This is a genomic window from Comamonas sp. 7D-2 (assembly GCF_022749555.1).
Taxonomy (GTDB): domain Bacteria; phylum Pseudomonadota; class Gammaproteobacteria; order Burkholderiales; family Burkholderiaceae_C; genus Comamonas; species Comamonas thiooxydans.
The window spans coordinates 1,165,834-1,183,515 of sequence record NZ_CP094238.1 but is presented as its reverse complement, the minus strand read 5'-3'; the positions used below and the strand labels follow the sequence as shown (position 1 = coordinate 1,183,515).

16 protein-coding genes are annotated in these 17,682 nt (G+C 62.7%); 11 read left to right on the top strand and 5 right to left on the bottom strand.

Annotated features, from left to right (window positions below; genetic code table 11):
• Nucleotides 1–117 precede the first annotated feature (117 nt).
• From MPZ60_RS05335 to accD, 6 genes are all read left to right on the top strand, one after another.
• On the top strand, nt 118–3,027 hold the full coding sequence (locus MPZ60_RS05335) for a FimV/HubP family polar landmark protein (protein WP_034353427.1): 2,910 nt from the start codon (nt 118–120) through the stop codon (nt 3,025–3,027).
• Nucleotides 3,028–3,067: 40 nt separating this feature from the next.
• Nucleotides 3,068–3,898, top strand: a complete 831-nt coding sequence (gene truA, locus MPZ60_RS05330) for a tRNA pseudouridine(38-40) synthase TruA (protein WP_034353424.1) — start codon at nt 3,068–3,070, stop codon at nt 3,896–3,898.
• 42 nt (nt 3,899–3,940) lie between these two features.
• Nucleotides 3,941–4,726, top strand: coding sequence for a phosphoribosylanthranilate isomerase (locus MPZ60_RS05325; RefSeq protein WP_034353420.1), 786 nt, complete (start codon nt 3,941–3,943; stop codon nt 4,724–4,726).
• Nucleotides 4,651–5,943, top strand: a complete 1,293-nt coding sequence (trpB, locus tag MPZ60_RS05320) for a tryptophan synthase subunit beta (RefSeq protein ID WP_242881910.1) — start codon at nt 4,651–4,653, stop codon at nt 5,941–5,943. The genes MPZ60_RS05325 and trpB overlap by 76 nt, the downstream gene beginning before the upstream one ends.
• The gene (trpA, locus tag MPZ60_RS05315) at nt 5,940–6,749 is read left to right on the top strand and encodes a tryptophan synthase subunit alpha (protein WP_003064247.1); all 810 of its coding nucleotides are present in this window, start codon (nt 5,940–5,942) and stop codon (nt 6,747–6,749) included. The genes trpB and trpA overlap by 4 nt, the downstream gene beginning before the upstream one ends.
• Nucleotides 6,750–6,937: 188 nt before the next feature.
• Nucleotides 6,938–7,813, top strand: coding sequence for an acetyl-CoA carboxylase, carboxyltransferase subunit beta (gene accD, locus MPZ60_RS05310; protein ID WP_034353411.1), 876 nt, complete (start codon nt 6,938–6,940; stop codon nt 7,811–7,813).
• 162 nt (nt 7,814–7,975) lie between these two features.
• On the opposite strand, the gene MPZ60_RS05305 is transcribed toward accD, so the two are convergent.
• The gene (locus tag MPZ60_RS05305) at nt 7,976–8,542 is read right to left on the bottom strand and encodes a YggT family protein (RefSeq protein WP_242881911.1); all 567 of its coding nucleotides are present in this window, start codon (nt 8,540–8,542) and stop codon (nt 7,976–7,978) included.
• A gap of 60 nt (nt 8,543–8,602) precedes the next feature.
• Here MPZ60_RS05305 and MPZ60_RS05300 point away from each other — a divergent pair, with 60 nt between their 5' ends.
• From MPZ60_RS05300 to MPZ60_RS05280, 5 genes are all read left to right on the top strand, one after another.
• Nucleotides 8,603–9,253: an LON peptidase substrate-binding domain-containing protein gene (locus MPZ60_RS05300; protein ID WP_034353402.1), complete on the top strand. Its 651-nt coding sequence runs from the start codon at nt 8,603–8,605 to the stop codon at nt 9,251–9,253.
• A 241-nt stretch (nt 9,254–9,494) separates the two neighbouring features.
• Complete coding sequence (gene lysS / locus MPZ60_RS05295; protein ID WP_034353397.1) at nt 9,495–11,039, top strand: lysine--tRNA ligase; 1,545 nt, start codon at nt 9,495–9,497, stop codon at nt 11,037–11,039.
• A gap of 162 nt (nt 11,040–11,201) precedes the next feature.
• Entirely contained in the window at nt 11,202–12,230 is a 1,029-nt protein-coding gene (locus MPZ60_RS05290) for a hypothetical protein (RefSeq protein ID WP_034353394.1), read from the top strand.
• A gap of 233 nt (nt 12,231–12,463) precedes the next feature.
• On the top strand, nt 12,464–13,402 hold the full coding sequence (locus MPZ60_RS05285) for a diguanylate cyclase domain-containing protein (protein WP_003064229.1): 939 nt from the start codon (nt 12,464–12,466) through the stop codon (nt 13,400–13,402).
• A 138-nt stretch (nt 13,403–13,540) separates the two neighbouring features.
• The gene (locus tag MPZ60_RS05280) at nt 13,541–14,197 is read left to right on the top strand and encodes a mechanosensitive ion channel family protein (RefSeq protein WP_003064226.1); all 657 of its coding nucleotides are present in this window, start codon (nt 13,541–13,543) and stop codon (nt 14,195–14,197) included.
• A gap of 60 nt (nt 14,198–14,257) precedes the next feature.
• On the opposite strand, the gene purT is transcribed toward MPZ60_RS05280, so the two are convergent.
• The 4 genes from purT to MPZ60_RS05260 all read right to left on the bottom strand — a co-directional run bounded on the left by purT (nt 14,258) and on the right by MPZ60_RS05260 (nt 17,657).
• Nucleotides 14,258–15,475 carry a formate-dependent phosphoribosylglycinamide formyltransferase gene (purT, locus tag MPZ60_RS05275; RefSeq protein WP_034353469.1) on the bottom strand — a complete coding sequence of 406 codons (1,218 nt, stop codon included), beginning with the start codon at nt 15,473–15,475 and terminating at the stop codon, nt 14,258–14,260.
• 132 nt (nt 15,476–15,607) lie between these two features.
• Nucleotides 15,608–15,961, bottom strand: a complete 354-nt coding sequence (locus MPZ60_RS05270; protein ID WP_034353390.1) for a hypothetical protein — start codon at nt 15,959–15,961, stop codon at nt 15,608–15,610.
• 115 nt (nt 15,962–16,076) lie between these two features.
• Nucleotides 16,077–16,547, bottom strand: coding sequence for a hypothetical protein (locus MPZ60_RS05265; RefSeq protein ID WP_034353387.1), 471 nt, complete (start codon nt 16,545–16,547; stop codon nt 16,077–16,079).
• A gap of 54 nt (nt 16,548–16,601) precedes the next feature.
• Nucleotides 16,602–17,657 carry a 6-phosphofructokinase gene (locus MPZ60_RS05260; protein ID WP_003057959.1) on the bottom strand — a complete coding sequence of 352 codons (1,056 nt, stop codon included), beginning with the start codon at nt 17,655–17,657 and terminating at the stop codon, nt 16,602–16,604.
• Nucleotides 17,658–17,682 lie beyond the last annotated feature (25 nt).

Below are 17,682 nucleotides of genomic sequence, written 5' to 3'. Positions count from 1 at the left end.
CGCCGGGCCGAGAGACCTTTGCCGCCTGCTGGAATTTCCAATTTTTATGTGCACCGCAGCCACAAACCCGATCAAGAACAAGAGGGCTGTAGGCTGCACGAATCAAGTCTGAGCCCTATGCAACGCTGGAAACTATCTGCGCTCGCCGCAGCCACCCTCGCACTGTCAAGCCTCCCGGCCACCGATGCATGGGCATTGGCGCTGGGTCGCATCACGGTGCAGTCGGCTCTGGGCGAGCCCTTGCGTGCCGAGGTCGAGATCCCTCAACTCAGCGCTGCCGAGGCCGACAGCCTGCAGGCCGCTATCGCATCGCCAGCTGCATTCCGCGCCCAGGGCATGGAATTCACGGGCACGGCCAACTCGGTACGCGTGCAGGTGCAAAAACGCGCCAACGGCTCGGCCGTGCTCAAGCTCAGCAGCTTTCAGCCGGTCAATGATCCCTTTGTCGACCTGGTGATCGATGCCAACTGGGCATCGGGCAAGTTGCAGCGCAACTACACCTTGCTGCTCGACCCTCCTGCAACGCGCCGCCCTGCTCCTGCGCCCACCACCGCTGCCCAGGCCACGCCTGCCGTGGTGCCTGCGCCTGCGCGTCCCGCTGTGACTGCACGCCCAGCGTCCAGCCCTGTCAACACGGCCGGCCGGGACCTGCGCAATGACCGCGATCAGGACGAAGCTGCAACCAAGCCTCTGCGAAAACGCCAGGCAGGCACTGCAGCACCGGCTGGCAGCAGCGATGAAGTTCGCGTCAGGACAGGCGACACCGCAGGTCGCATTGCTGCAGCGCACAAGCCAGCAGGCGTCTCGCTTGATCAGATGCTGGTCGCCATGCTGCGCAGCAACCCGCAGGCCTTTGTCAATGGCAATATCAACCGCATGCGCAGCGGCGCGGTGATTCAGTTGCCCGATCAGGCGGCCGCCCAGGCCACCTCGGCCAAGGAAGCCCGCCAGATCATGGCGGCCCAGTCTCAGGATTTCAACCAGTTCCGCCGTCAACTGGCTGGCGTGGCACCTGTGGCTCCTGTGGAAGCAGCATCGCGCAGCGCTTCGGGCCAGGTTCAGGCCCATGTCGCAGATGCCAAGGCCAACACCGCAGCCCCCGACAAGCTGACCCTGTCCAAGGGCTCCGTCAAGGGCGTGGCCGCAGATGAGCAAGTGGCCCAGCAAAAACAGGCAGCAGACCAGTCTGCGCGCGCCGATGAGCTCAAACGCAATATGGCCGAGCTGAGCCAGATTGCGGCAGCCACCAAACCTGCAGGTACGGCTGCAGCTCCCGCAGCAGGCACACCGGCTGCAGCTGCACCAGCGGCAAGCCCTGCAGTCACCGTACCTGCGGCCAGCGCCGCCAATGCTGCAGCGCCTGCCCCCGCTCCGGCTGCTGATGCGGCTGCAACGTCTGCTCCCCCTACCACACCCGAGGCTGCTGCATCCGATGCAGCCAAGCCAGGCGACACCACGCCTGCGCCAGCTCCGGCCGAAGGCGAACCGGCACAAGCCGCAGCCGAGCCTGCAGCGCCCGCACCGGCACCGGTTGCACCTCCCAAGCCTGTTGCAGCACCGTCCCCCATTCCCGAGGAGCCCAGCTTTATCGACAGCCTGATGGAAGACCCGACCATCCCGCTGGCTGGCGCAGCACTGCTGGCCCTGCTTCTGGGCTATGGCGGCTACCGTGTTTCTCAGCGTCGCAAAGCCGCTGCGGCAGGCGCGGACAGCACGCTGGGCGACAGCCAGCTTTCAGCGGACTCCTTCTTCGGCGCCAGCGGCGGCCAGCGCGTGGACACCACGACCAGCAGCAGCCAGATGTCGGGCCAGTCCATGCAGTACTCTCCCAGCCAGCTCGACGCCGGCGATGTGGACCCGCTGGCGGAAGCCGATGTGTACCTGGCTTACGGCCGCGACCTGCAGGCCGAGGAAATCCTCAAGGAAGCGCTGCGCAGCGACCCCAACCGCCTGGTGCTGCACCAGAAGCTGGCTGAAATCTATGCCAAGCGCCATGACCGCATGGCCTACGCATCTGTAGCCAACAACGTCTTTGCCCTGACCCAGGGCAAGGGGCCCGAATGGCAGCGGCTGGCCGATCAGGGCCGTATCCTGGATCCGGAAAATCTGACTTACCAGCTGGGCGGAGCTCCCCAGGCTCATGCAGCGGCAGCTGCGACCCCAAGCGCCTTCAGCCCCACCGATCCCTCAAGCGCCCTGCAAGGCGGTGTGGCCGCCGCCGTGGGCTTTGGCTCGGCACTGGCTGCTGCACAGGCGGCCGAAGCCGCTGCCAGCCACGAAGGGCCACCCACAGAGCCCGCCGGCATGGACTTCGACATGGATCTGGAGCTGCCGGCGGACCTGCCTGACACCGCAGCCAGCGCAGCGCCTGTGGCCTCCGAACCCGTCTCCTTGCCCAACGAGCAGGATTTCGCGGCACTGGCACAGTGGGACACCCCTGTCACCGCATCCGAGCCAGCACCCGCAGCAGACAATGGCCTGAACCTGAACCTCGACGATCTGGCCTCGTTCAGCCTGCCCGCCACGGCATCTCAAGCCCCGGCCCCTGTCGCAGCTCCCGCGCCCGCCGAGCAAAGCTCCCTGAATGCGCTCGAGTTCGACCTCGACAGCTTCACACTGCCTTCGCAGGCACAGCCCGAGGCCGAGAGCGGACAGGAAACTGCACCGCTGGAAATATCTTCCAGCCAGGAGCGCCTGGACACAGAGCAGGACATCGAAGCCCTGACCTTGCAGCAACCGGGTGAAGAGGCCGCCAGCCCTGCCGCCGCCCCTGCGCAAGCCGATGTGACCTTCGACCTCAGCGGCCTGTCGCTGGACCTGGGCACATCCGATATCGCTGCGCCAATCGATGCCGTGCCAGCGCCCTCCGAACCCGAAGACCCGCTAGCCACCAAGCTGGCCCTGGCCGAGGAGTTCAATGCCATCGGCGACAGCGACGGAGCGCGTACACTGATCGAGGAAGTGATCGCCGAAGCCCATGGCGATCTCAAGGCCAAGGCTCACAGCCTTCTCTCTCAGATTGGTTGATTGATTTGATGCATTCAGACCCCGCGCCGGGAGCCATGCCATGCGCATAGCTCTTGGCGTCAGCTACAACGGTCAGGCCTATCGCGGCTGGCAAAGCCAGCCCGATGGCAACACCGTACAAGACAAACTCGAAGCGGCCCTGGGCCGCTTTGCTGCTCAAGAAGTCTCCACCATCTGCGCCGGTCGCACCGATTCCGGTGTGCACGGCCTGATGCAGGTCGTGCACTTTGACACCGAGCTGCAGCGCGCGCCCAACTCCTGGGTGCGAGGCACCAACACCTTTTTGCCCAAGGACATCGCCGTGCAATGGGCGGCCGAGGTCGCCGACGGCCCGAATGGCTTCCACTCCCGGGCCTCTGCCACTGCACGCCGCTATGCCTATGTGCTGCTGCAGTCGCCCGTGCGCCCCAGCGTCGACCATGGCCGCGTGGGCTGGGTGTTTCAGGCCCTGGATGCGCAGCGCATGCGTGCAGCCGCCGACCTGCTGCTGGGCGAGCATGATTTTTCGTCCTTTCGCGCGGCAGGCTGCCAGGCCAAGAGCCCGATCAAGACCCTGCGCCGCATCGACATCCACTACCGCCCCGCAGGCCAGGCACCCATGCGCGACGGACAGATGGAATGTGGCTACTGGCGTTTCGAGTTCGAGGGCAGCGCTTTTCTGCACCACATGATCCGCAACATCATGGGCTGCCTGATCTACGTGGGCCAGGGCTCCAAGCCCGTGGAATGGATGCAGCAAGTGCTGGAGGCACGCTCGCGCGAAGTGGCCGCCCCCACCTTCTCCCCTGACGGTCTGTACTTTCTCGGCCCCATTTACGATACGCGCTGGGGCCTACCTGTAGACACCCCCCCGTTTGCCTGGCTGCCCTGAGCGGCCAGCGGCCAACGATTGCTGCAACGTCAGAGATTTGCCATGTCTTCCATTGCCCCCCGCACCCGCATCAAGATCTGCGGCCTGACCCGCGAGCAGGATGTCGACGCTGCAGTGGCCGCCGGTGCCGATGCCGTCGGCTTTGTGCTCTATGCGCCAAGCCCGCGCGCCGTGACGCTGCAGCGCGCGGCCGAGCTGGCCCGGCGACTGCCGCCCTTTGTCACACCTGTTTTGCTCTTTGTGAATGAAACAGCTACCAATGTGATAGCTGCTTGCGACCTAATACCCAACGCCTGCGTGCAATTTCATGGTGATGAATCGGCTGCGGATTGCGAGGCCGCCACCCGGGGCGTGCAGCCCTGGTTGCGCGCGGCGCGCATACCCCTTGGAGACGATGCGGCGCGATTTGACCTCGTAGAATATGCCCAACGTTATTCAAAGGCCCAAGCCATCCTGCTCGACGCCCATGTCGATGGTTATGGTGGCGGCGGCAAGGCATTCAATTGGTCACTTCTGCCAACAAGCGTCGACTCTCACCTCGTTTTGTCTGGTGGACTCACGCCTGCAAACGTGACCGATGGCATCTTGCAAGTGCGCCCTCGCGGGTTGTCTCTGGCCGTTGATGTGAGTTCTGGAGTCGAGGCCGAAGGCCCCGACGGCAAGCCCCTCAAAGGCATCAAGGATGCCCACAAGATTCATCGCTTCATTGCTGCCGTACGTGCAGCTGATGCCCAAATTTTGCAGACTGACACATGTTTGAATACCAGTATCCCGACGTCCACGGCCATTTCGGCCGCTACGGCGGCAGCTTCGCCAGCGAAACCCTGACCCACGCGCTCACCGAGCTGCGTGAGGCCTACGCAAAGTATCAGAACGACCCCGAATTCATCGCCGAATTCCAGTCCGAGCTGGCACACTATGTAGGCCGTCCCTCGCCCGTCTATCACGCCTCGCGCATGAGCCGTGAAATGGGCGGCGCGCAGATCTATCTGAAGCGCGAGGACCTCAACCACACGGGCGCACACAAGATCAACAATGTGATCGGCCAGGCCATGCTCGCCAAGCGCATGGGCAAGCCGCGCATCATTGCCGAGACAGGTGCCGGCCAGCACGGCGTGGCCACGGCCACCATCTGCGCTCGTTACGGCCTTGAATGCATCGTCTACATGGGCACCGAGGACGTGAAGCGTCAAAGCCCCAATGTCTACCGCATGAAGCTGCTGGGCGCCACCGTGGTGCCCGTGGAATCGGGCTCCAGAACGCTCAAGGATGCGCTCAACGAAGCCATGCGCGACTGGGTGGCCAATGTGGACAACACCTTCTACATCATCGGCACCGTGGCCGGCCCCCATCCCTATCCCATGATGGTGCGCGACTTCCAGAAAATCATCGGCGACGAGTGCCTGACGCAGATGCCCGAGTTCCTGGGCGCCGACAAGCAGCCCGACGCGGTAGTCGCCTGCGTGGGCGGCGGCAGCAATGCCATGGGCATCTTCTACCCCTATATCCCCTACGAGAACACCCAGCTATTCGGCGTGGAAGCGGCGGGCGAAGGCCTGGAGTCCGGCAAGCACTCGGCCTCGCTGCAAAAAGGCAGCTCGGGCGTGCTGCACGGCAACCGCACCTTCATCCTGCAGGACGAAAACGGCCAGATCACCGAGACCCACTCGGTGAGCGCCGGCCTGGATTACCCCGGCGTGGGCCCTGAACATGCATGGCTGCAGGAAATCGGCCGTGCCCAGTATGTGGGCATCACCGATCAGGAGGCGCTGGACGCCTTCCACTATCTGTGCCGCGCCGAAGGCATCATCCCGGCTCTCGAGTCCAGCCACGCCGTAGCCTATGCCATGAAGCTGGCCAAGACCATGCGCGCCGACCAGTCGATTCTCGTCAGCCTATCGGGCCGTGGCGACAAGGACATCGGCACCGTGGCCGACCTCTCGGGTGCCGAATATTTCGACCGTCCCTCCATGCGCGGTCTCACCGTCAAGGGCGCTCCCGGACATGATGCAGCCAAGGCTGCCGCAGGGGGCAACAAGTTATGAGCCGAATTACCGCCACTTTCAGCAAGCTCAAGGAAGAAGGCCGCAAGGCCCTGATTCCCTATGTGACTGCAGGCTTTCCATTTGCCGCCATCACCCCCTCCCTCATGCACGGCATGGTGGAAGCCGGTGCCGACGTGATCGAGCTGGGCGTGCCCTTCTCGGACCCCATGGCCGACGGCCCCACCATCCAGCGCGCGGGCGACAAAGCCATCGCCAACGGCGTGGGCCTGAGCCAGGTACTGGCCTATGTGGCCGAGTTCCGCAAAAAGGACCAGACCACGCCCGTGGTGTTGATGGGCTATGCCAACCCCGTGGAACGCTACGACCAGATCCATGGCGAGGATGCCTTCGTCAACCATGCGGCCGCTGCCGGCGTCGACGGCGTGCTGATCGTGGACTATCCGCCAGAGGAATGCGAAGAGTTTGCAGCCAAGCTCAAGGCCCGCGACATGGATCTGATCTTCCTGCTGGCTCCCACCAGCACCGAGGAGCGCATGCAGCAGGTGGCGCGCGTGGCCAGCGGCTATGTCTACTATGTCTCGCTCAAGGGCGTGACCGGTTCGGGCGCTCTGGACACTTCGGCCGTGGAGGCCATGCTGCCGCGCATTCGCCAGCATGTCAGCGTGCCCGTGGGCGTGGGTTTCGGCATTCGCGATGCCCAGACCGCACAGACCGTGGGCCAGGTGGCCGACGCCGTCATCATCGGCAGCCGCATCATTGACCTGCTCGACAACCAGCCCCACGAGAAGATCGTTCCTTTGGCAATAGACTTTCTGCGTGGTGTGCGAAAGGCTCTCGACGCATAATGCACCCCTAGAAATTAGCCTCCCCCTGAGCGGCTTCGCTGCTTCCCCCTTGAAGGGGGACGACAGCCTCGCAGCGGGGCGGCCCTTGCTCGCTGTCCCTGACCGGGATTGCGCCAGTGCCTGCGCCGCGCCGCCCTCATGGGTTGCGGGTGGCGCGCAGTGCAGTGGAAACTGAAAAGGAAATAACCATGTCCTGGCTTGAAAAACTTCTGCCTGCAAAAATCCAGCAGACCAATCCGACGGAACGCCACCAGCAGATTCCCGAAGGTCTGTGGATCAAGTGCCCCAGCTGCGAAACCGTTCTGTACAAGACCGATCTGGAAAAGAACCAGAACGTCTGCCCGACCTGCGGCCACCACCACCGCATCGGTGCGCGCGCGCGTCTGAATCATTTCCTCGACGCCGAAGGCCGCTATGAAATCGCTCAGGAAGTCATTCCTGTCGACCCGCTGAAATTCAAGGACAGCCGCAAGTACCCCGAGCGTCTGAAGGAAGCGCTGGAGAACACTGGCGAGACCGACGCACTGATCGTCATGGGTGGCTCCGTCAAGAGCATCAATGTGGTCGTGGCCTGCTTCGAGTTCGACTTCATGGGCGGCTCCATGGGTTCCGTGGTCGGTGAACGCTTTGTGCGCGGCGTGGAGACCGCCATCGAGCAGAAAGTGCCTTTCATCTGCTTCACCGCCACCGGTGGTGCCCGCATGCAGGAAGGTCTGCTGTCGCTGATGCAAATGGCCAAGACCAATGCTGCGCTGACACGTCTGGCCAAGAAGGGTCTGCCCTATATCTCCGTGCTGACCGACCCGACCATGGGAGGTGTGTCCGCCGGCTTCGCCTTCGTGGGCGATATCGTGATTGCCGAGCCCAAGGCCCTGATCGGCTTTGCCGGCCCTCGCGTGATCGAAACCACCGTGCGTGTGAAACTGCCCGAAGGCTTCCAGCGCGCCGAGTTCCTGCAGGAAAAGGGCGCCGTGGACATGATCGTCGACCGCCGCGAGCTGCGTGATCGCGTCTCCAGCTCTCTGGCCATGCTGCAACGCCTGCCTGCGGACGCCGTGGAATAAGCACCGGCCGACCAAAAGCAAAAAGGCTGACGCAGCATTCATCTGCGTCAGCCTTTTTTTGTCAGTTTTAGCACCTCGGAACATCCAAAACACACCACACAGCATGCTTTGGAATTGACGAGGCTCCGGGCAATACGGCTTTCCCGGCCCGGGCAGCCCCCCCTAGCGCCCCCCGGCAATCAAGGATAGGCCGCCAGCCTGCACATAGTTGAGCACCATCAGCAGCACTTGCAGGCCAATCAGGGCAATCAGAGCCGAAAAGTCCACATTGCCTATCAGGGGCACCACCTTGCGGATAGGTGCCACCAGCGGATCGGCCAGACGCTGCAGCACGCCGTAGATGGGCGAATAGGGCTGCACCCAGGACAGGATGGCGTAGATCAGCAAGATGCCCATCATGCCGGACAGAATGACCTTGATCAGCCCGCACAGCGCCAGCCATGGCAGCGCCAGAACCGAGCCCTTGGCACCCAGCAGCAGCCAGATCAGCAGCACCTGCACCAGTTGCAGCAGCAAGGCAGCAATAAGACTGGATTTGTCCCAGCGGCCCTTGGCGGGAACGACTTTGCGCAACGGCATGACAATCCAGTCGCTCAACGCAAAGACCAGTTGTCCCACGGGATTGCCAAACGGCACACGCTGCACCTGCATGTACATGCGCAGCAGGCAGGCCCCGCTGATCAACCCGACGACGACATCCAGCAGAAACAAAACGATTTCAAACAGCATGTGACCCAATTCAGAAAACAGTGAGCAACTCACCCATTCGTGGGATGATAGCCGGGCACCATGACTGATACACAAAGTCTGCATTCCCTGCCCCTGTTCCCGCTGAACACGGTGCTGTTTCCTGAAGGCCTGCTGAGCTTGCAGGTCTTCGAGGTGCGTTATCTGGACATGATCCGCAAATGCCAGCATGCCGACGCCCCTTTCGGCGTGGTTGCGCTGCAGTCGGGACAGGAGGTGCGCAAGGCTGGCGCCCAGACCGAGCGCCTGCACTCGGAGGGCGTGCTGGCCCATATCGCCCGGCTCGACTCTCCCCAGCCCGGGCTGCTGCACCTGCAATGCAAGGGCGTCCAACGCTTTCACATCCAGCGCTGCTGGCAGTTGCCGCATGGCCTGTGGGTAGCCGATGTCGCCATGCTGCCCGACGACCCCAAGGTCACTGTCCCCAAGCATTTGATCAGCACCTCTCATGCACTGGCTCAGGCCTTGCTGAACCTGCACAGCCACGACCCCGACCACGCGCAACTGCCCACCCCTACGCAGATGCACGACTGCGCCTGGGTTGCCAATCGCTGGGCCGAGATGCTGCCCCTGCCGGTGCGGGTCAAGCAGCAGCTCATGACACTGGATGCCCCGCTGCTGCGACTGGAGCTGATTGCCGATGTGCTGGAGCAAAGCGGCATTACCGGATCAGGCCCGCAGGAGGAAGCCTGAATTTGGCTCCTCCCTTTAACGGCGGTGTAAAAACACTACTTTTCGACAGCATTCAGCTGGCTTTCTCGGCCGCAGTCTGGGCCATGGAGGCGACATTCCGCAGTTCCTGCGAGCGCTTTGCCCGGTCGCTTACCGCTGACTCGGCAAAAAACTTAAAATCACCGGTTTCGGGCAGCGGCTACCCTTGCCGCGCCCCCATTCCTGGCCTCCAACCGGCGCTTGTCGCTGGCGCTCTCTTTTCATGACTGAACAAAACATCTCTTCTGCGGCAGAAAACACCGCCCCTCAGGACGAAAACAAACTCATCGCCGAGCGCCGCGAAAAACTCAAAGCCCTGCGCGAGTCTTCCAAGGCCAATGGCGGCGTTGCCTTTCCCAACGACTTCAAGCCCGAGCATCGCGCAGCAGCCCTGATCGCCGAGCACAGCGACAAGGATGCCGAAGCCCTGGACGCTGCAGCCGTCGCCGTCAGCGTGGCTGGTCGCATGATGCTCAAGCGCGTGATGGGCAAGGCCAGCTTTGCCACCGTGCAGGACGCCACGGGTCGTATCCAGGCCTATGTCACCCGCGATGCCGTGGGTGAAGAGGTCTACGCCGACTTCAAGAAATGGGATCTGGGCGACATCATCTCCGTCGAAGGTCAGCTGATGAAGACCAAGACCGGCGAGCTGTCGATCAAGGCCACGAAAATCCGCCTGCTCACCAAGAGCCTGCGCCCCATGCCCGACAAGTTCCACGGCATGGCCGACCTGGAGCAGAAGGTGCGCCAGCGCTATGTGGACCTGATGACCGACGAAGAAGCCCGCAAGCGCTTCGTGGCCCGCAGCAAGGCTGTGGCCGGCATCCGCGACTTCATGGTCGAACACGGTTTCCTGGAAGTCGAGACACCCATGCTGCACCCCATCCCCGGCGGTGCCAATGCCAAGCCCTTCATCACCCACCACAATGCGCTGGACCAGGAGATGTACCTGCGCATCGCACCCGAGCTCTACCTCAAGCGCCTGATTGTCGGTGGCTTCGAGCGCGTGTTCGAGATCAACCGCAACTTCCGTAACGAAGGTATCTCGGTGCGCCACAACCCCGAATTCACCATGATGGAGTTCTACGCGGCCTACTGGAACTACCAGGATCTGATGGACTACACCGAAAAGCTGATCCGCGACGCGGCCATGAAGGCCGTTGGCACGCTGGAGCTGAGCTATGGCGGCAAGCCCGTGGACCTGGCCAAGCCCTTTGAACGCCTGACCATCCCCGAAGCCATCGTCAAATACACCGAAGCCGGCGACAACGTGGGCAACCGCGAATGGCTGACCAATGCCCTGAAGAAGCTGGGCATGAAGGAAGACAAGGACAAGCTGTCCACCCGCACCCTGGCCAGCCTGCAGGTGCTGTACTTCGAAGAGGTGGTGGAAGAGAAGCTGTGGAACCCCACCTTCATCATGGAACACCCCACCGAGATCTCGCCGCTGGCGCGCGCCAACGACGAGCGCCCCGAAGTGACCGAGCGCTTCGAGCTCTACATCACGGGCCGCGAATTCGGCAACGGCTTCTCCGAGCTCAATGACGCCGAAGACCAGGCTGCCCGCTTCAATGCCCAGGTGGAAGCCAAGGACGGAGGCGACGACGAAGCCATGTACTTCGACCACGACTTTGTGCGCGCCCTGGAATACGGCATGCCCCCCACCGGCGGCTGCGGCATCGGTATTGACCGCTTCATGATGCTGCTGACCGACAGCGCCAGCATCCGTGACGTGATTCTGTTCCCGGCATTGCGCCGCGAGGTCTGAGAAGCGGCTGTGCGCCCGGCTCGGGCGTTGCGGAACAACATGGCCTGACGGGCCTCTGACGATCCGCGACTGAGACACCAATAGCCACCGGCACAGCCAGATTGCGCACCGGCCACTATTCAAAATAGGCTGTCGCAATACTGGCTGGCTATACTGCTTGACATGCAGATTCCCCAATACTGGGCTCAGGCAAGACTACGTCATCAGACCGGCGTACGCCATGGCGTCACCGTTCAACGCTGGGGCTGGTCCGACAACAGCGAGTCAGATGCCCAGGCTCATGCTCAGCAAAGAGCACAGCAGGCACTGGAGGCAGCTCTCGCTGCCGCAGCCAAGCGCAACCTGCCCGAAGACTTCGAGCGCATGGAATGGCGCACCGAATACGGGCTGGACGGCGGCACACCCATTCGCGAAGAGGTGCTGGAGCGGCGTGATGAATCCGTCATGACGCGCAATAGCTATGGCGCACACTGCCTGAATACAGAGAACGTGGCCATTGCCGATATCGACTTTCCACATCAGAAAAAGCCTGCCCGCTTCCCTGTCATTTCGTCGCTGCTGCTGGCTCTGGCCCTGCCCTGGCTGTGGATGACCCCGCTGGCCTGGAGTCTCGGTGCGGCGATGCTGATGCTGCTGGTGGCCAGCATCGGCCTGGTCTTCTGGTCAGGCCTGAAGCAATGGCTGCATGCCCGCCAGACGCAGCGCAACAATGCCCGCCTGCCACCGCCTGTGGATATTGCACTGGCAAAAGTTCGGGCGTTCTCAGCCAGGCACCCGGACTGGGGCTTGCGCGTCTACGAAACGCCCAAAGGACTGCGCGTCATTGTCACCCACACCGCACTCGCCCCCTCCTCGCCCGAGGTCCAGGGGCTGTTCCAGCAACTGGAGGTTGACCCTCTCTACGCCATGCTGTGTAACCAGCAGCAGTGCTTTCGCGCCCGAGTCAGCGGCAAACCATGGCGCATGGGGCTGAACGGTCTGTCGAGCCAGGAAAGGCGCTGGCCCCTGCCTGCCGCCTCTCAGACTGCACGCCAGCAGTGGGTGTCGGTTTATGAAACAAGATCGACGCAGTTCGCGGCCTGCCGCTTTATCGCTCAACTGGGCGCGACGACGCTGTGTTCAGCGGCACAGACTTTCGTCATCTGGCACGATGAACGCAGCAAAGCGCACTCCTCTCTGGCATTGGCCTGAGCATGTCCGTGACCATTCACAAAGCCTGTTGCTTAAAACCGGCGTATAAAGTAACAATATATTTCCCAGACCATGCCTGAACTACCGATGAGTCTGACCCTGACCTTCCTCTCATGACAGCTCTGCCATCTTCTGCATCAGCTTTGTCTGCCATCGAATCCAGCGGGGCACGGTTCTCGTCACCCGATTCTGCGACGCCGTTCTCCGTACTGGTCGTCGAGGATCAAGCAGTCATGCGAGCTGCTCTGGTGACGGAACTTCGCCAGGCCGGTGTGACACAGGTGCTGGAAGCCGAAAACGGCCGCACCGCGCTGGCACTGTTTCGCAGCGAAAGACCCGATCTGGTGCTGCTGGACATCCGCCTTCCCGGCGAAGACGGCTATTGGGTCGCGCGTCAGCTGCGCGAGGCCGAGCCCGGCGAGTGGACACCCATCATCTTTCTCTCCGGCCTGGACAACGATCTGGACGTCTGGCGCGGTATTGAGGCGGGCGGCGACGATTACCTGGTCAAACCCGTCAAACCCATTGTGCTGGTCGCCAAGCTGCGCGCCATGCGCCGCCTGCTGGACATGCGCCGTCGCCTGGTCACGGTCTCTGCAGAGCTGCATCTGGCGAATCAAAAGCTCAACGAAATGGTGGAGCTCGATGCGCTCACGGGTTTGGTCAATCGTCGAGGCCTCGATCGCATGCTGCATGCCGAAATTGCTGCGGCAAGGCGCGAGAGCAGGCCGCTGACGCTGATGCTTTGCGACCTCGATCACTTCAAGCACTTCAACGATACCTACGGCCATGTCCAGGGCGACGAATGCCTCAAGCAGGTCGGACGTCTGCTGCGCGAAGTCTGCGTGCGCCCGCGCGACATCGCCGCACGTTATGGCGGTGAAGAGTTTGCCATGATCCTGCCCAATACCCCGCGCTCCGGTTCGATGACGTTCGCACGTGCTCTCGGCCAAATGCTCAAGTTCCTCAAGATTCGCCCGCCAGGAGCCGCCGAGGATATTCCGCTGACCCTCTCCGGCGGGATTACCACCTGCATTCCCGACGAGCACACCAGCGCCGAATCCATGCTGATGCGAGCCGACGAAGCCCTGTATGCCGCCAAGTCTCAAGGGCGCAACCGCTTCTTCAGCTTCGAGATGCAGATGGACACCATAGAGCAGAGACAGATCTAGCAGTCCGCCAAGCAGCGTTGCGGCACTGCCTGCCCATTCGACACTTATCAGCTCCGCTCTCAAGAGACGCTAGGATTGGCGCATTGTCCTGTCAGCCCTTCGGGGCTGACCTCTGCCGTTTTTCTCGAGTGACTGGTTATGCGTCGTCTTCAAATGCACCTGCCCGATTGGATGCAGGACTGGCTTGAAATCCTGATTCCCGGGGTTCAGATCTTTCTCATCATCCTGGTGGCCTGGCTGATCAACTGGCTCATCAAGCGCATCATCTCGCGTGCAGGCAAGGCCTATGACCTGCCTCATGAGCTGCTCATGCCGCTGCGCGGCGTGTTTCGCTGGATCATCATCGCCGCCGCCATACTGGCGATTCTCGAGCGCCTGGGCATGTCGGCTACCGTGCTCTGGACGGCTTTCACCGGCTTTGCCACCGTGGGTGCCGTTGCCTTCTTCGCAGCCTGGAGCGTGCTCTCCAATCTGTTTTGCGCGCTGCTGATCGTCACCGTCGGCCCCTTCCGTCTGGGCGACTATATCGAGGTGCTCGACACTGCCGAGAAGCCTGGAGCCAAGGGCCGCGTGATCGACCTCAATATGCTCTACATCACCTTGCAGGATGACAGCGCACCGGCAGGCATGCCCAATCTGCTGCAGATTCCCAACTCACTGATCTTCCAGCGCGTCATTCGCCGCTGGAAAGGTGGCATGCCGGTGGTGACGGAGAACACGCCGGCCACCAGCCAGGAAGAAGCGTGCGCGGTGGCCATCACGACTCCTGGCGGCAGCGCCGCTGCCTCGGGCTGAGACCGGCTGATACCCGGCCCCCATGCAAAAGGGCTTCCTGAGAAGCCCTTTTTGATTACCTCAAGGCAGGCGCGGCCTGACCTTGCTGGCGGCCAGCTTGGCATTCACACGTGCCAGCTCCACATCGCCAGCGCGCGCCAGGGCCACGCCCATGCGACGCTTGACGAAACTCTCGGGCTTGCCGAAGAGGCGCAAATCGGTGCCGGGCACTGCCAGGGCTTGCTCCACTCCATCAAACACCAGGCCTTCTGCATCCTGACCACCGTAAATTACGGCACTGGCACCAGGGTTGCGCAGGCTGGCATCCACGGGCAGACCCAGAATCGCGCGGGCATGTAGTTCGAACTCGCTTTGCCACTGCGTGCACAGCGTCACCAGACCTGTGTCATGGGGACGCGGCGAGACTTCGCTGAACCAGACCTGCTCGCCCTTCACAAACAGTTCCACGCCGAACAGGCCCAGGCCGCCGAGGTCATCGGTAACGGCCTTGGCAATCTGGCGCGATTTCTCGAGTGCGGCTGGGTGCATGGGATGAGGCTGCCAGCTCTCCACATAGTCGCCGGCCTGCTGGATATGGCCCACGGGATCGCAGAAATGGGTTTCGATCTGACCATCCGCCCCCTTGGCGCGCACAGTCAGCTGGGTGATTTCGTAATCGAAGTCGATAAAGCCTTCGACAATCACGCGGCCCTTGGCCACACGGCCGCCGGCCATGGCGTAATCCCAGGCCTTGGCCACATCGGCAGGGCCGTCGATCTTGCTCTGGCCCTTGCCCGAGCTGCTCATCACGGGCTTGACCACACAGGGGTAGCCGATGGCGGGCTGGCCGTCGCTGCCGTCGATCGCGGCTTGCAGCTCGACCAAGGAGTCGCAGAAACGATAAGGGCTGGTGGGCAGGCCCAGGGTTTCAGCGGCCAGACGGCGAATACCTTCACGGTCCATGGTCAGACGCGCGGCTCGGGCCGTGGGAATGCAGGTGATGATGCCTGCGGCCTCCAGCTCTTCCAGCATGGGCGTGGCAATGGCTTCTATCTCGGGCACGACCAGATCGGGCTTGACTTCTTCGATCAGTGCCTTGAGCTGGGCCGGATCGCTCATGGTGATGGTGCGCGCATGATGGGCCACCTGCTGGCCAGGCGCGTTTTCATAGCGGTCCACGGCAATGGTTTCCACGCCCAGGCGCTGCAGGGCAATCAGCACTTCCTTGCCCAGCTCGCCGCTGCCCAGCAGCATGACTTTGGTGGCATTGGGGGAGAGAGGGGTTCCTAGGGTGGTCATGGTTGCATCCTGCATATATGGGGCCGAGCCCCCGATCATAGGCGAGCAGGCAAGCCTCTCGTGACTGCAGCCTGGCAATTCGGCCGCTTTCAGCGCCGAGCTATGAAGCGCATGGCACGGCTGATTGAAGATTCAGTGCGGCATCGGCGAGTAATGCTCGATGCGGCAGGCGCCGCGATTCTTGCATTGCCCGTCCAGATAGCGAAAGCGTACCGTCACGGCAGCACCGGGACTGGGCCACTGCCTGCGCGGCAGCTCGCTTTGATAGTCCGCCGTTTCAGGCCTGAAGCTCAGCGCCGTGCCCGGCTGCGGACATTCGGCATCGCCGCTGGCTTTGGCTTCGAGCACGCGGGTCTGAAGCGCGCGGCCACCGCTTTGCTTTTCTCGCACCTGCACCTTGAGATCGCAGATCTGCCAGTCTGCAGCCTGGGCGGCAGCGGCGCAGGCGGTCAAAGCCGTCACAATCAGAATTCGGAAAAGAGTCATCTGCCTACCTGCGAGTGAGTGATGTTCATGGCCCAGCATCTCTACCAAATAGATAGCTTCAATCGCTTCAAGACAAAGGGAGTGAGGCCAATATCATGGATTTTTTTGGTGGGTATCAATGCGTCAGACCGACAGCCTTGCCGCCACGCTGCGGAATGCTTCCCGCGTCGAATCGCATCTCGGAAGTCCAGACCGCATCGTCCCAGACCCAGGGGCTGCTGGCCTGCTCCAGACCCAGCACATGCACGCCGCTCAGGTCCTTGACGCGTTCCTTGAGCCAGTCGATCTGATCGCTGCGCACAAACACCAGGCAGGCAATCTCCCAGTCGGGCAGCGTGATGCCCAGACCGTGCAGTTGCGACAGCAGCGGGGCATACCATTTCTCGACCCGCTCGTTGAGACGGTTGACCAGCGCCAGCGGATAGCCGGAAGCCGATACCTCGACCACATAGACCTGGCGACGCGCCGGGCGCAATGCCACGAAAGCCGGACATTGCCAGCCATCGGCCACCTCGTACTTGGGGGCCACAAAAGTCTCACCGTTGGCCGTGAGCAGCTGCATCACGGCTTCTTCATGTCGGTCCATGCTGAATTTCTCCGGCGCGCCGAAAGTGCGCGCAGGCTCACACCTTAGCGCAGCTCAGGCCTCGCCAAAGCAAATTCCGATATCGCGCGCCATGGTCAGCAGCGGGCTGTCCAGCGGCACGGTGCGCTGGGTATTGGCCACATCGGCAATCGCCACACTGCCGATGCGGCCGTTCTGCAGCGTGACCATATGGCCCAGCTGGCCGCCCAGCACCAGTTGCGCCGCATGGTGGCCGAACTGCGTGGCCAGTACCCGGTCAAACGGCGTCGGATCGCCGCCGCGCTGCACATGCCCCAGCACCGTGGTGCGCACCTCGCTCTGGAGATGGGGTTGCAGGCGCTCGCGCAGCACATGGCCGACGCCGCCCAGACGCACGGGGTCGGGACTGTGCGCAATCCGCTCGCGCACCGTCAGGCTCTGGCCGCTTTCCTTGGCCCCCTCGCCGATGCAGATGATGGTGTAGCGCTGACGCCGCTCGCGCTCCTGACAGACCTTGATGATGGACTGCAGGTCGTAATCGATCTCGGGCAGCAAAATGATGTCGGCAGCACCGGCGATGCCGGACTCCAGCGCCAGCCAGCCCGCATGGCGGCCCATGGTCTCCACGATCATCACGCGGTGGTGGCTCATGGCCGTGCTCTCGATGCGGCGCAGGCTTTCGGTCACCGTGGCCACGGCCGTGTCAAAGCCGAAGCTGCGCTCGCAGTTGGCAATGTCGTTATCAATGGTCTTGGGCACGCCCACGCATTGCAGTCCCACCTGCGCCAGGCCATGGGCCAGACTCATGGTGCCATCGCCTCCGATGGCGACCACCACATCCAGTGCCAGCGCCTTGACATTGCGCCCCACCTGGGCCAGCGTGGCCGCATCGCGCAGCGGGTTGGCGCTGTTGCTGGTGCCCAGGATCGTGCCGCCGATATGCAGAATGCCGCTGACCTCGTCCCAGCTCAGCGCTCTGACGCGCGGACTGGCATCCATCAGCCCTTCAAAGCCGTCGGCAATGCCCAGTACCTCGCACTGGCCATGGTTGATCAGGGACTTGGTGACCGCACGGATCACCGCATTGAGGCCGGGGCAATCGCCGCCACCGGTCAGCACACCAACGCGCATGGGCTCGCTCTCCAAAGATTCTTGA

Coding starts and splice junctions, on each gene's coding strand:
- accD (WP_034353411.1), top strand. CDS start 6,938: ATGTCCTGGCTTGAAAAACTTCTGCCTGCAAAAATCCAGCAGACCAAT.
- MPZ60_RS05260 (WP_003057959.1), bottom strand. CDS start 17,657: ATGCGCGTTGGTGTGCTGACCGGTGGCGGCGATTGCCCCGGCCTCAAT.
- MPZ60_RS05265 (WP_034353387.1), bottom strand. CDS start 16,547: ATGGACCGACATGAAGAAGCCGTGATGCAGCTGCTCACGGCCAACGGT.
- MPZ60_RS05280 (WP_003064226.1), top strand. CDS start 13,541: ATGCGTCGTCTTCAAATGCACCTGCCCGATTGGATGCAGGACTGGCTT.
- lysS (WP_034353397.1), top strand. CDS start 9,495: ATGACTGAACAAAACATCTCTTCTGCGGCAGAAAACACCGCCCCTCAG.
- MPZ60_RS05290 (WP_034353394.1), top strand. CDS start 11,202: ATGCAGATTCCCCAATACTGGGCTCAGGCAAGACTACGTCATCAGACC.
- trpB (WP_242881910.1), top strand. CDS start 4,651: ATGTTTGAATACCAGTATCCCGACGTCCACGGCCATTTCGGCCGCTAC.
- MPZ60_RS05285 (WP_003064229.1), top strand. CDS start 12,464: ATGCGAGCTGCTCTGGTGACGGAACTTCGCCAGGCCGGTGTGACACAG.
- purT (WP_034353469.1), bottom strand. CDS start 15,475: ATGACCACCCTAGGAACCCCTCTCTCCCCCAATGCCACCAAAGTCATG.
- MPZ60_RS05270 (WP_034353390.1), bottom strand. CDS start 15,961: ATGACTCTTTTCCGAATTCTGATTGTGACGGCTTTGACCGCCTGCGCC.
- MPZ60_RS05300 (WP_034353402.1), top strand. CDS start 8,603: ATGACTGATACACAAAGTCTGCATTCCCTGCCCCTGTTCCCGCTGAAC.
- MPZ60_RS05325 (WP_034353420.1), top strand. CDS start 3,941: ATGTCTTCCATTGCCCCCCGCACCCGCATCAAGATCTGCGGCCTGACC.
- MPZ60_RS05305 (WP_242881911.1), bottom strand. CDS start 8,542: ATGCTGTTTGAAATCGTTTTGTTTCTGCTGGATGTCGTCGTCGGGTTG.
- truA (WP_034353424.1), top strand. CDS start 3,068: ATGCGCATAGCTCTTGGCGTCAGCTACAACGGTCAGGCCTATCGCGGC.
- trpA (WP_003064247.1), top strand. CDS start 5,940: ATGAGCCGAATTACCGCCACTTTCAGCAAGCTCAAGGAAGAAGGCCGC.
- MPZ60_RS05335 (WP_034353427.1), top strand. CDS start 118: ATGCAACGCTGGAAACTATCTGCGCTCGCCGCAGCCACCCTCGCACTG.